This window comes from Nocardiopsis sp. CNZ308 (assembly GCF_004217075.1).
On sequence record NZ_SHKJ01000001.1, the window covers coordinates 4,904,506 to 4,916,188 of the forward strand.

Below are 11,683 nucleotides of genomic sequence, written 5' to 3' on the forward strand. Positions count from 1 at the left end.
CAGATGCGGCTGTGTAGGCTCCGGTCACGTGTCGTACATCGCTGCGAGGTGGTGAGAGCCTCCCGTAGTGCCGTATCAATGCCCTCCGTTGGGGCATGGGAAGGGTTGCCGAGTTCGGTGAGCTATCGGATTGTATTGACAGTTCAGAAAAATATATCTGTGTCCGAATTCTGGAAAAAATGAGAGTATCTTTTACTGAAGTAGGATGGCGCGGCGCCAGTGGCCTTCGTACGCAAGCGTACGGCGTAGCTCCCAATGGCGAAATCGTCCGCTTGCTGGTTGGCGGTGGTGCATACTTTATCTACTTCATGGGAGAACTTATAAGGCTTGAAGGAAATCTTGGCGACATTAATTTCATTTCTCGTTCCCAGAATAAGTTCTTTTTGTTAAGAGGCGGTTCTGTGTCCACCTCGGGAGGAGAAGTTGCCCCGGTCCTCATTGTTGATGATTCGGGGTGTGTGGATAGTCAGATAAAAATAAGTGGCCCGTGTTCAAAAATTCTTGTTGACTCGCTTTCGAGGGTCTGGGCTGGGTATGCCGATGGTGGGTCTTTGCCAATTCCAGAGAAGGGAAGTTTTTTATCTGAATCTGAATTTGCAAGCGGTGGGTATGATTTTCCGGGAGTTGTTTGCTGGAACGAGTCCGGGGCGGTGTCCTGGAGGATGAAGGATAGCGATGTCTATTCTGACAGGTTTCTCCATTGCCACGTTATTAGTATCTGCGAAGGTCGGGTTATTGCTGTGATTGATCAGGGAAACTCGCTAGTTTCGATTGATGAAAATGGTGGAATGCATATCATTGAGACTCCAGTTCTCGCCCCGCTGGGCGTTGCAGTAAAGGAAGGGAATATTGCATTCCTCGGTAAATATGAATTGTCCGAAACGAGGGGCTATCGGGATCGCGAGGTTTTCATTTATGAAATTAATGGAGGTTCTGTTGACTTCAAGGAAATTCGATCCCTGGATGCGTATGGATTCGATATTTCTGGGACCCCGAAGGATGTCATTTCTTTTGAAAGTAAAATTTTTATGAATTTTGGCGACAAGGATAATTTGTATGTAATGCGCCTTGATTAGAAGCTGGAATGCTGGGTGAAGTTGGAACGAGGAACCCCAATAAGCTCCGGTGGTGTCATGCCGTCGTAGCAACACCACAGGTCACAGAGGTTGCTCATGCCAGAACGACGGATGCTCACCATCGCTGAACGCGAGGAGACCACGCTCACCCACGCGCGGGGAAGGTGTACCCGCTATCGCCCGCCTGATCGGCCGGGACCAATCAGTCATCACTGAGGTTGAATTTGCGGGGTTACGGTTCCAGGGACAGTCCGGTTCCGGCCAAACACCCCTGGAGCAGCCCGGGCCGGTACTGCATGGGTCTGAGCCGGGCACGGATCAGGGCAGCGAGCTGGTCGACGCCGCCGGGGACCAGGTTGGACGGGCCACTGCGCATCGCCGACTACACCCCCTCGACCGGGTTCAGATCGGGAGCGTAACCGGGCAGCTGTTCCACGCTCAGCCAGTGTTTCGTGCCGGATGTGATGGAGGCTCTGGTGTGTCCTGCGTTTTTCGGAGTCGGATTTCTGGATCCTGGGACCACGTGACCCTTGAAGGAGGGCATCGTGGGACGTCGTGGATACCCGGCCGAGTTCCGCCGCAAGGTCTTGGACCTGGTCGAAGCGGGGCGCAGCGTCGCGGATGTGGCGCGCGACCTGGACATCAGTACCGAGACGATCTACGCCTGGCGGCGCCAGGACCGTATCGACCGAGGTCTGGCCCCGGGCCTGACCAGCACCGAGAAGACCGAACTGGCCGTAGCCAACAAGCGCATCGCCGAGTTGGAGGCCGAACTGGCCGTCCACCGCCGGGCCAGCGAGCTGTTGGGGAAGGTGGTGCCCCCAAAAGACGGTTCGAGGCGATCGCGGTGATGGCCGCTGAGGGCCATACGGTCCAGGTCGCCGTCCGGGTGTTGGGGGTCTCGGAGCCGGGGTTCTACGCCTGGCGCGACCGCGGCCCTTCGGCCCGCTCCATCCGGCATGTGCTGCTCACCGACACCATTCGCCAGATCCATGCCGGGTCCAACGGCGTCTACGGGGTGCGGCGGGTGCACGCCGAACTGACCCTCGGATGTGGGATGCGTCTATGGCACGCCGTGGCGATGCTGATGTCTCGGGTCGGCCTCAAAGGAGTCGCGGGCCGTTCCAAGTGGCGGCGTGCGCGTCCGGACCTGGTTTCGGCCGACCTGGTGGACCGCCAGTTCACCCGCCAGGACCTGGACCAACTCTGGGTCACCGACATCACCGAGCATCCCACCCGGGAGGGCAAGGTCTACTGCGCGGTCGTGCTGGACGTGTGCTCGCGGCGTGTGGTCGGGTGGGCGATCGATTCCTCGCCTACGGCGGCGTTGACCACGAACGCGCTGGGGATGGCCATCGACAGCCGCGAACCACGCCCGGGGACGGTGATCCACTCCGATCACGGCGTGCAGTTCGGGTCGTGGGCCTTCACGCGTCGGGCCAAGGAGTCCGGGCTGGTGCCCTCGATGGGATCGATCGGGGACTGCTACGACCATACCGTCATCGAGTCGTTCTGGTCGCGGATGCAGGTCGAGCTGCTGGATCGGCGCAGGTGGAGGACCCGTGTGGAGTTGGCCAACGCGATCTTCGAGTACCTGGAGATCTTCCACAACCGGCAACGGCGGCATTCGGCGATCGGCTGGCTGACACCCGTAGAGTTCGAGAAGAGACGACCGAGCACCGTGGCCTGAGAATCCGAAAACACGGTTCCACCGAAGCCGGTACATGCCATCGATGTCGGCGAGGAGGTGCTGGCCACCGATCCGGAGCCTGGTGAGCGGACCGCGCGGAGGGCGCTGGCCACGATCATCGGGTCGGGCAGCAAGCACCTGGTGGAGATCACGGTGGACCCGGCCACCGAGCGCGAGGCGGTCGGTGAGGGCACCGGTTCCGAGACTGAAGGCGAGCAGGCCGAGCAGTCGGGTGTTCCTGGTCCGGTAACGGCGGGGGATGCGGTCATCGCGACCGACGGGCACCCGTTCTGGGTGCCCGACCTGGGGCAGTGGGTCGACGCGGTCGACCTGGCTCCGGGGATGTGGTTGCAAACCTCGGCGGGCACGTGGGTGCAGGTCTCCGCGGTTCAGGCCTGGACGCAGGCCGCGACGGTCCATAACCTGACCGTCCAGGGCGTCCACACATTCCACGTCACTGCTGGGGTCTTGGATGTCCTCAACCACAACTGCAACACCACCGTGGGTCGATGGATGTCGGAAGGCGAGTATCAAGCGATGAGCGATACGGGAAAGGTGCAAGCAGGAAGTGGTCGCACTTCAACGTACGTAGCGCATTCTGATAACTCTGATGCTTATCGGAAGCAGGCTGCGCCAGGGTCGATCTATGCGGAGTTCGATGTTCCGTGTTCCTGCCTGAAGCCTGCTGGTGAACCTGGGTGGGCTCAGATACCCGGACCACAGCATCCGATTTACGCGAAACTCAATGCCAAGCGTGGCCTTCCGCCGCTGGAAATGCCTTCATCTGAGAACCTTAGGATTGCAGGAAGAAAGTGAGTGAAGTCCTGCCTGGCCTGCTCAGGGAAATGATTCATGAGTCGGGCTCTCGACTCAGGGGGGCAGGGTTTGCGCTTGAGGTGTTCGATTCCGCAGAGCATACGGAGAAGAAGTCCTTTGGGATCTATGTAGAGAAAGGGGGGAGGGGATTTTTTCTTACAGTCTGGAATTCAGGTGAGGTTCAGATGTCGACTATCAACTATGAGATCGATCCTTTTCCCCATGAGAAGTACTTGTTCGACGTGCATGCCGACCAGTTGGGGGCAGAGTTCAAAAAGCTAGTTGATTGGGTCTCTGGGAGCTGTAGCCAAAGCTGAATCAGTTTGGTCTCGATCACAGACGGTCATGTGGTGTCATGCGCGAAGCCCCGCCGGTATCGGCGGGGCTTCTGCGTGGTTGTGACGGCAGTAGTTGACGGCAACGTCAGCGGACGCGGGCTGTGCAGGGTGTTTCGGGCCGGGTGTGATGGAGACTGGTGTGTGCCGGGATCGCCTCCCGTCACTCAAGAGGGTCGGGTTCCGCATCGGGTCGGGCAGCAAGCACCTGGTGGAGATCACGGTTGACCCAATTACCGAACACGAAGCAGTCGACGAGGGCACCGGTTCTGAAGTTGAAGAAGAGCGGGCGGAACAGGTAGGGATTCCCGGTCCGGTCACTGCCGGAGACATGGTCATCGCGACTGACGAGCACCCGTTCTGGGTGCCCGGCCTGGAGCAGTGGGTTGACGCGATCGACCTGGCTCCGGGGATGTGGTTGCAGACCTTCTCGGGCACCTGGGTCCAGGTTTCCGCAGTCCAGACCTGGATGCAGGCCGCGACGGTCCATAACCTGACTGTCCAGGGCGTCCACACGTTCCACGTGACCGCCGGGTCTCTGGACATCCTGAACCATAACATAAACAGCCCGAGCTGCAGTATTAACGGGCAGACGGTCTATGATATTCCCAGTGGATCTGCAGGAGGAGCTGGTGCAGGTAAGAAGATCCCACCTTCCATGTTGAGGGATTGCAATATCGGTGTTAATGCTGATGCGAACAAGCCGACTCCCTTGTGCTCCTGCTGTCGGGCGAATGATGCGGAGGCTGTGGATCACGTTCATCCAAGGATCAACAAGGGAGATTTGACTGATGCGAACACCACGCCAGCATGTGCCCATTGTAATAGTTCTAAACGTAATCATGGGGCTCCGTTGAACCCCCCTTCAAGTTTCACTGGGAGCTGGCCTCCGGCCTGGTGGCCTCCGCATATCAAGAGATGAATATTTAGGAGAGATGTGGAAAAATATGAGGCGCCACTTGTTCATGTAAGGCCGGGATTCCCTTTGGAGAACGAGAAAACTATTCTCGTGGATCTGGGTCGGTTTGGTCTTCCTGGTCAGGTGGAAGAAGTTTGGTGTGAAGATATCGGTGATGGCTCGGCTAGGGTGGCCTCTATTCCCTTTGGCATCAACGGAGTAGCTCTCTTCGATGTTCTCTCTTTGGAGTCTTCGGTTGACGGTCATGCGGCTCCTGTGGGTGGACGTTCAGGGAGGGGGGTGATGCGCATTCTCATCGATCCTTCCATGGAAAAAGGGATCGCTGATTCAATTGCCGAGAAAATCAGCAATTCATTGATAGGTGAGTCTCTTGCTCATGAGTGGAATGGGGATAGATTCGTTGCTGTCGATATTCCTTCTGTCTCCTTGTCTCAAAATATCCTGAAGATGGTCGATTCTACTGGCGGCGTTTATTGGGAGTGGGGGGCTGAGTGTGGAATTTAGTAGCGTTTCGAATGCCACGGGCTGGGAGTGTGAAAGATCGAGAGGATCGGTGTCCTGCGCTGTCGCGGCGGGGTACGGGAACTGCTACTTCCCGCTGGAGCTGGAGCTGGAGCACGTTCCGGGAGGGAGGCGCCGGGTGCGTCGGGGTGGTTCCGCCTCCCGGAAAGCCGCCTGTGAAGGACTGCGCTTAGGACCATGCCCTCATCCTCGTCGGTCAGCGATGCGGCATAGGACGAGACGACTCGGGACAGTCGTTCCTGGGGCGTGCGCGCCGGCCCAGGCTCAGCCGCATCTCCTCCCTCTCCAAAAGGGCCGTGGACAGGTACAGGGTCGACCGCTCCCCGAACGGGCCCTATAGCCCCAGGTGGCGGATGAGGTTGTCGCTCCAGGTAGCGGTGTGGCGGATGCAGGAGTCGATGGCGGTGGAACGCTCGGCCCAGCGGCTTCGGCAGGCGATCCAGCCGTGGGGCACGCGGGCGGCGGCGGTAACCGGGCCGACGTGCAGGGAGTGCGCGGTGCCCCCGTCCAGATCAACGGCCTCGGCGAGGGTTTTGACGATGAGGTTGATCCCAGCCCCGGACATGCGCTCACTGTCGAGCCTGGCTGCGGTGGGGTGCCAGCGAGGTGGCCGTGGCGGTCCACCGAGCGCAGCAGTGGCCTGGTGGTGACGCCGTTCTCTGCCCCGGTTTGGAGGTTGAGCCTGTTCGTCAGGGTGTTCGTTTAAGCGTGCGAACAGGGTGGATGGTGCTGACAGGACAGGTCAGAGTGGGTTCAGGGTGTTCGTTCTGACGCCCCGACTTATAGCGTCTTGCTGCTCATTCACCGGGGTGGGGGAGGGCTGGGGGCGAGAGGTTCTCACCGCTCGGGTGTCCAACCCGGTGGGTGGGGGTGGCTTCTTTGGAGGGTGAAGGGGACTTCATCCGAGGAAGGGGCGTACCCATGTGGGCGTGGGACGAGGACAACGGCTGGTGCCGGGGCGGGGAGCGCTGGTGCTCGACGAAGACGGACAAGGGCCAGGGCCGGTGCCGTCGGGCGAAGGAGCCCGTGGTGCCGGTGGCGGGCCAGCGGGAGCGTCAGGCGCTGTTGGCCGACCTGCGGGCGATGGTGGCCTACCTGGAAATCCATCCGCAGCTGCCGGTGGGGGAGATGACCCGGGTGGAGATCACCTACTTCCCCGAGGGGTGCGACGGCCACCAGCAGGACCAGGTCGTGCGCCTGGCCGAGGCGCTCGGGACGCGGCCGCGGTGGGAGGGGGAGCACTTCTCGTGCGGCAAGTGGTTCGGGCGGGCCGGATACCGCGTGGTGTCCATCCCCGAACGCGCGATGCAAGGTGGGCTGGCCGAGGTGGTCCCGTTGGGAGGTTCCAGGCAGGGCATGAGCTGGCCCGGTCTCAGGTCGGCCCTGGCGCGTTCCGGGGTCGTTCGTCGTGTCTGGGGAATTATCCACGGGATGCGTGGAACTGGTGGCGGAGTCGTACGCCGAGGCAGTACGACGGTTCACCACCAACCACCTGCTGACCGCCATCCGACCCCCTCCGGACTCCGCACGCGCGGAGGCGAAGCCGACCGGCCGGTGTCACGGGGTACTGGACATGACGCGTTCGAGCTGGGCGGGTGGTGGTTCTTCCGCAGTGCGTAGGTGACCGCGGGCGTCCGGGCCGGAAGCGAAGGGGTCGTTCGTTGTGTCCGGGGAATCGTCCACAGGATGTGTGGAACTGGTGGCGGAGTCGTACACCGACGCCGTGCCGGTTCCCCGCTCCTCGACGGAAGAGAAGGCCGAACGGTCGAGTGAGGCCATGGAGAGAGCCGGGACAAGAGGCCCCCGTCCTGGACGGGCGTGTGGGGTGCTGTCAGTGGTGGCCCAGTACGTTGACCACCCGGCCGTTGGGGTCGCGGACGAAGAACCGTCGCACGCCCCACTCCTCGTCCTGTAGAGGGTGGACGATCTCCGCGCTGCTGTCCCGCACGGCCGAGTAGGCCGCGTCCACGTCGTCCACCTCGACACTCATGTCGGGGACGACCGGGCCGGTCTTGTCATCGGTCACGAAGCTGACCTGCGCGGCCGGAGCGGAAGGGGAGGCGAGGGTCATGATCCAACCGTGGTTCATGACCTCCTCGAAGCCCAGCAGGCCGTAGAACTCCCGGCTCTCCCGCACGGCCTCCGACCGGATGTTGGGCACCACGCGGCGAACGGCCATCGACGACTCCAGGTGGGAACGAACCTGCCTTCGGAACGCTCCCACAGGTACTACGGCGCAACCACCTCCGCAAGCGCTTTTCCGCGACGGCCGGGGCGGGGGCGTTCGTCCCCCTCCGGACTCCGCGCATGCGGAGGCGAAGCCGACCGGCCGGTGTCACGGGGTGGTGGTTCTTCCGCGGTGAGCACGGTCCGCCCCTCGTCCCCGCGCGGACCGAACAGCCGCCGCAACAGGGTGCTCTTCCCGGCCCCGGCGACCCCGAGGACCGTGTCGATGCGGTGCCCGCCCCCGATGGGGCGCATGACGGCCGCGAGCTGCGCGCGGGAGGGCTGGAAGTCCTTGACCTTCTGCCGCGCCTTCAAGGCGCGGGCGGCCTCGGCCCGGCCAGCTCCGGAAAGCGGGACGGAGCCGAAGACCGTGCAGGTCCCGGGCGCGGTCCTGGAGCACGTTGCAGCCGAGTGGGACTCGCTGGTCGCGCGGGTCACGGGCGCCGCCAAGTCGACCGTGTCGCGCATCACATCCACCGCATGTCACGGACGGGCGGGCAGCTTCCATCTGGTGGTCGTCGGCAGCAAGTGGAGGAAGGCGAAACGATGAGCGCACGATACGAGGCAGGCATGGCGGCCGCACACCGTGTCCTGATCCTGGGGGCGGGTTACGCGGGCATGTCCGCGGCGATTCAGCTCGCGGCCCGGTTCAAGCGGCACGAGGACGTGCAGGTGACCCTGGTGAACGCACAGGAGCGGTTCACCGAGCGGCTGCGGCTGCACATGACGGCGACCGGGCAGCAGCTCGCCGAGCTGAGCATCCCGGAGCTGCTGGAGGGGACGGGTGCGCGGTTCGTGCGCGGCTGGGTGACGGCGGTGAACACGGACACGAGGAGCGTGCGGATCGACGACGACCGCGTCCTGCACTACGACACGCTCGTGTACGGGTTGGGCGGCGTGGCCGACACGACGGCGGTGCCGGGTGTCGAGGAGCACGCGTACACCCTGAACAGCGCGCAGGACGCCGAGGCGCTGGCCGACCGGCTGGTGCGGCTCGGCAGCGGCACGGTGGTGGTCGCCGGCAGCGGGCTCACCGGGGTCGAGTCGGCCGCGGAGATCGCCGAGCAGCACCCGGAGCTGAACGTCGTGCTGCTGGGCCGACGCGAACCCGGTGCGGCCATGAACCCCAAGGCCAAGGCGTATCTGCGCTCCGCGCTTCAGCGCCTGGGCGTCCGGGTGCGCAGCGGGGTCGATGTGGCGAAGGTGCTGCCCGGTGCGGTCGAGCTGGCGGGCGGGGAGAGCATCGCCGCCGATGCGGTCTTGTGGACGAGCGGTACGCGGGTGTCGCCGCTGGCGGCCTCCGCCGGGCTGACCGTCGACGAGCACGACCGCATCGTCACTGACGCCGCGCTGCGGTCGGTGTCGCATCCGGAGGTGTACGCCACCGGCGACGCGGCCGCGATCCTCCAGGGCTACGGCGTGATGCACGGCACCTGCCAGGGCGGCATGCCGACCGGTGTCCACGCCGCGGTGTCGATCGTCCGCACGCTGGAGGGCAAGCAGCCCAAGCCGTTCCGCTTCGGCTACTACCACACGCCGGTGAGCCTGGGCCGGCGCGACGCGGTCGTGCAGTTCACCCGCCCCGACGACAGCCCTCGACGGGTGTGTCTGACCGGCCGCACGGCGGTCCGCTATAAGGAGATGGTGACTGCTTCGCCCTGGCCCACGTGGGGCCGTATGAAGAAGATGCCCGCCTCGGGCGCGTTCTGGCCCCGCGGCGGCCGTTTCACCCGGATCCGGGAGGCGCGGTGACCCACCCGTCCCCGGACCTCGACCAGCAGGTGTTCCACCGGCATCGCAACCTGCTGTTCTCGGTGGCCTACCGCGTCCTCGGCACCGCGGCCGATGCCGAGGACGCGGTCCAGGACACCTGGATCAAATGGACGGCCGCCGACCGCTCGCAGGTGGCCGACCCCAAGGCGTACCTGACGCGAATCGTGTCGAATCTGGCGCTGGAACAGCTGCGCTCCACGCGGCGCAAGCGTGAGACCTATGTGGGACCGTGGCTTCCGGAGCCCATCCTCACCAGCGGGGACGCCGCCGAGGCCGTCACGGACGCCGAGTCGGTGTCGATGGCGATGCTGGTGGTGCTGGAGACGCTGAGCCCGCTCGAGCGCGCGGTGTTCGTGTTGAAGGAGGTCTTCGGCTTCAGCCATGCCGAGATCGCGGAGGCGGTGGAGCGGTCCGAAGCCGCGGTGCGGCAGGCCGCGCACCGCGCCCGTGAGCACGTGCGGGCCCGTCGGCCGCGCTTCACCGCGGACCGTTCAAGGCGGCGCGAGGTCACCGAGCGGTTCTTCGCCGCCGCGACCGGCGGTGACATCAGCGCCCTGATGGAGTTGCTGTCCCCGGACGTCACCCTGTGGACCGACGGTGGCGGCAAGGTCCGCCAGGCCATGCGTCCGGTCGTGGGCGCGTCCACGGTGGCCTCCTGGTTCGCGGCTATCGGCACCGTCGCCTACCAGGGCGTCGAGCCTGCCGACATGAGGGCCGAACTCGTCGAGGTCAACGGCGGGCCGGGCGTGGTGTTCAGCGGCTCGGGCCGCGTGGTCGCCACGGTCACCTTCGATTTCGACGCCGACGGCCGCATCACCGCCATCCACAACGTGGCCAATCCGGACAAGCTCCAGGCCGTCGCCGACGGCGTCACTCACGATGTCGGGACGCGGTGAACCCTGTTCGGGGCGGGGCTTGAGGGACGAGGGCTCCGCCCCTGGTCACGGACTGGAGGGCCGACGTCGTGCGGTAGGCCGGATCGCATGAGAGGCGAGGTTCTCCCACGCGATGCGACCGGTCGGGGTGGATCACTCGTCGGTGGGCGGGTGGGTGACGGCCGCGTCCACGTCGGCTGTAGAGGGCAGGGAGTGGCGACGGGTGGTGTCGATGCGCCGGTGTCCCACGCCAGCGCTCTTCGAAGCCCGTGAGGTATGCGGTATCCACGGCGCTTGCCGCGCGTTGGTCGTGTGAGGACGGACTTCCGGCGGCCCGGAGGCGAGCCCCGACGCCGGTTCGCCGATCCGGGGTTTTCCGTCACCTTGTCCTCACGATCCGTGTTACTGGTCTTGACAGGTCTAGACCACCCTTGCTTTGGTGACGGCACCCCCAGCGGCGCGCGGTCGGACGTCGCGCCGCACCCTAGGAGCGTGAACACGTGATCCGTCGTCTCCTGAGCAAGCTGGCCGCGCTCGGCGCGCTCGCGGCTGTGCTCGTCGTCCTCCCCGTGACCGTCGCGCAGGCCGCAGCCACCTGCGCGCCGGCCTGGAACTCCTCCGCCGTCTACACCGGCGGCGGGCAGGTCTCCTACGACGGCCGCAACTACACCGCCAGGTGGTGGACGCAGAACGAGCGTCCCGGCACCTCCGAGGTCTGGACCGACCAGGGCCCCTGCGGCACCGACGGCGGCGGCGAGGAGCCCGGCCCCAGCGGGTTCGTCGTCACCGAGGCCCAGTTCAACCAGATGTTCCCGAACCGGAACCCCTTCTACACCTACAGCGGCCTCACCGCCGCCCTCAGCTCCTACCCGGCCTTCGCCAACACCGGAAGCACCGAGGTGAGGAAGCGCGAGGCGGCCGCCTTCCTGGCCAACGTCAGCCACGAGACCGGCGGGCTGGTGCACATCAGGGAGACCAACGAGGCCAACTACCCGCACTACTGCGACTGGAACCAGCCCTTCGGCTGCCCCGCCGGTCAGGCCGCCTACTACGGGCGAGGCCCGATTCAGCTCAGCTGGAACTACAACTACAAGGCCGCTGGCGACGCCCTCGGCATCGACCTGCTGAACAACCCCTACCTGGTCGAGCAGAACGCCTCGGTCGCCTGGCGGACCGGCCTCTGGTACTGGAACACCCAGAGCGGACCCGGCACGATCACGCCCCACAACGCCATCGTCAACGGCCACGGCTTCGGTGAGACGATCCGTGCGATCAACGGCTCGATCGAGTGCAACGGGGGCAACCCGGCGCAGGTCCAGAGCCGCATCAACAAGTTCACGCAGTTCACCCAGATCCTCGGCACCACCACAGGGTCGAACCTGAGCTGCTGATCCCCGGACGCCGCCGAGCGCCCGTGGGACGCATCCGGGAGGGGGCGCGCCCGGCCACCG

General features: G+C 64.4%; 13 protein-coding genes and 1 pseudogene. 11 read left to right on the forward strand and 3 right to left on the reverse strand.

Translation table 11 applies throughout. The features are described 5' to 3' along the window. Positions 1 to 95: 95 nt before the first annotated feature. Positions 96 to 1,076: a hypothetical protein gene (locus EV372_RS20985; RefSeq protein WP_130397398.1), complete on the forward strand. Its 981-nt coding sequence runs from the start codon at positions 96 to 98 to the stop codon at positions 1,074 to 1,076. Positions 1,077 to 1,308: 232 nt separating this feature from the next. On the opposite strand, the gene EV372_RS29135 is transcribed toward EV372_RS20985, so the two are convergent. Next, positions 1,309 to 1,452, reverse strand: coding sequence for a hypothetical protein (locus tag EV372_RS29135; RefSeq protein WP_156095248.1), 144 nt, complete (start codon positions 1,450 to 1,452; stop codon positions 1,309 to 1,311). Positions 1,453 to 1,621: 169 nt separating this feature from the next. On the opposite strand from EV372_RS29135, the pseudogene EV372_RS20990 reads away from it, so the two are divergent. From EV372_RS20990 to EV372_RS21010, 5 genes and pseudogenes are all read left to right on the forward strand, one after another. Next, positions 1,622 to 2,766: pseudogene (locus tag EV372_RS20990) on the forward strand (IS3 family transposase). Between the two features lie 57 nt (positions 2,767 to 2,823). Continuing rightward, positions 2,824 to 3,582, forward strand: a complete 759-nt coding sequence (locus EV372_RS20995) for a TreTu family toxin (RefSeq protein WP_197044288.1) — start codon at positions 2,824 to 2,826, stop codon at positions 3,580 to 3,582. Continuing rightward, positions 3,579 to 3,899: a hypothetical protein gene (locus tag EV372_RS21000; RefSeq protein WP_130397400.1), complete on the forward strand. Its 321-nt coding sequence runs from the start codon at positions 3,579 to 3,581 to the stop codon at positions 3,897 to 3,899. Before EV372_RS20995 ends, EV372_RS21000 begins: the two co-directional genes overlap by 4 nt. 229 nt (positions 3,900 to 4,128) lie before the next feature. Continuing rightward, positions 4,129 to 4,839, forward strand: a complete 711-nt coding sequence (locus EV372_RS21005; protein ID WP_165436014.1) for a polymorphic toxin-type HINT domain-containing protein — start codon at positions 4,129 to 4,131, stop codon at positions 4,837 to 4,839. A 15-nt stretch (positions 4,840 to 4,854) separates the two neighbouring features. Further along, on the forward strand, positions 4,855 to 5,340 hold the full coding sequence (locus EV372_RS21010) for a DUF4265 domain-containing protein (RefSeq protein WP_165436015.1): 486 nt from the start codon (positions 4,855 to 4,857) through the stop codon (positions 5,338 to 5,340). 352 nt (positions 5,341 to 5,692) lie between these two features. On the opposite strand, the gene EV372_RS21015 is transcribed toward EV372_RS21010, so the two are convergent. After that, complete coding sequence (locus EV372_RS21015) at positions 5,693 to 5,923, reverse strand: hypothetical protein (RefSeq protein WP_130397403.1); 231 nt, start codon at positions 5,921 to 5,923, stop codon at positions 5,693 to 5,695. Positions 5,924 to 6,279: 356 nt separating this feature from the next. On the opposite strand from EV372_RS21015, the gene EV372_RS29505 reads away from it, so the two are divergent. After that, positions 6,280 to 6,978: a hypothetical protein gene (locus EV372_RS29505; RefSeq protein ID WP_253797402.1), complete on the forward strand. Its 699-nt coding sequence runs from the start codon at positions 6,280 to 6,282 to the stop codon at positions 6,976 to 6,978. A gap of 211 nt (positions 6,979 to 7,189) precedes the next feature. Here EV372_RS29505 and EV372_RS21030 read toward each other — a convergent pair whose 3' ends face one another. Continuing rightward, positions 7,190 to 7,537, reverse strand: coding sequence for a VOC family protein (locus EV372_RS21030; protein WP_130397404.1), 348 nt, complete (start codon positions 7,535 to 7,537; stop codon positions 7,190 to 7,192). Between the two features lie 300 nt (positions 7,538 to 7,837). Between EV372_RS21030 and EV372_RS29140 the strand changes: the two genes are divergently transcribed. From EV372_RS29140 to EV372_RS21050, 4 genes are all read left to right on the forward strand, one after another. After that, a complete protein-coding gene (locus EV372_RS29140; protein ID WP_165435946.1) occupies positions 7,838 to 8,134 on the forward strand; it encodes a hypothetical protein in 297 nt (98 codons plus the stop codon). Next, a complete protein-coding gene (locus EV372_RS21040) occupies positions 8,131 to 9,336 on the forward strand; it encodes an NAD(P)/FAD-dependent oxidoreductase (RefSeq protein ID WP_130397406.1) in 1,206 nt (401 codons plus the stop codon). Before EV372_RS29140 ends, EV372_RS21040 begins: the two co-directional genes overlap by 4 nt. Continuing rightward, positions 9,333 to 10,253, forward strand: a complete 921-nt coding sequence (locus EV372_RS21045; protein ID WP_130397407.1) for an RNA polymerase sigma-70 factor — start codon at positions 9,333 to 9,335, stop codon at positions 10,251 to 10,253. The genes EV372_RS21040 and EV372_RS21045 overlap by 4 nt, the downstream gene beginning before the upstream one ends. A gap of 479 nt (positions 10,254 to 10,732) precedes the next feature. Next, positions 10,733 to 11,623 (forward strand): glycoside hydrolase family 19 protein, encoded by an 891-nt coding sequence (locus tag EV372_RS21050; protein ID WP_019611558.1) that lies wholly within the window; start codon positions 10,733 to 10,735, stop codon positions 11,621 to 11,623. The last annotated feature ends 60 nt before the right edge of the window (positions 11,624 to 11,683 follow it).

Excerpts from the sequence above, each read along its gene's own strand:
- EV372_RS20985 (WP_130397398.1), top strand. The coding sequence starts at position 96 with ATGGGAAGGGTTGCCGAGTTCGGTGAGCTATCGGATTGTATTGACAGT.
- EV372_RS29135 (WP_156095248.1), bottom strand. The coding sequence starts at position 1,452 with ATGCGCAGTGGCCCGTCCAACCTGGTCCCCGGCGGCGTCGACCAGCTC.
- EV372_RS21015 (WP_130397403.1), bottom strand. The coding sequence starts at position 5,923 with ATGTCCGGGGCTGGGATCAACCTCATCGTCAAAACCCTCGCCGAGGCC.
- EV372_RS29505 (WP_253797402.1), top strand. The coding sequence starts at position 6,280 with ATGTGGGCGTGGGACGAGGACAACGGCTGGTGCCGGGGCGGGGAGCGC.
- EV372_RS21030 (WP_130397404.1), bottom strand. The coding sequence starts at position 7,537 with ATGGCCGTTCGCCGCGTGGTGCCCAACATCCGGTCGGAGGCCGTGCGG.
- EV372_RS29140 (WP_165435946.1), top strand. The coding sequence starts at position 7,838 with ATGACGGCCGCGAGCTGCGCGCGGGAGGGCTGGAAGTCCTTGACCTTC.
- EV372_RS21040 (WP_130397406.1), top strand. The coding sequence starts at position 8,131 with ATGAGCGCACGATACGAGGCAGGCATGGCGGCCGCACACCGTGTCCTG.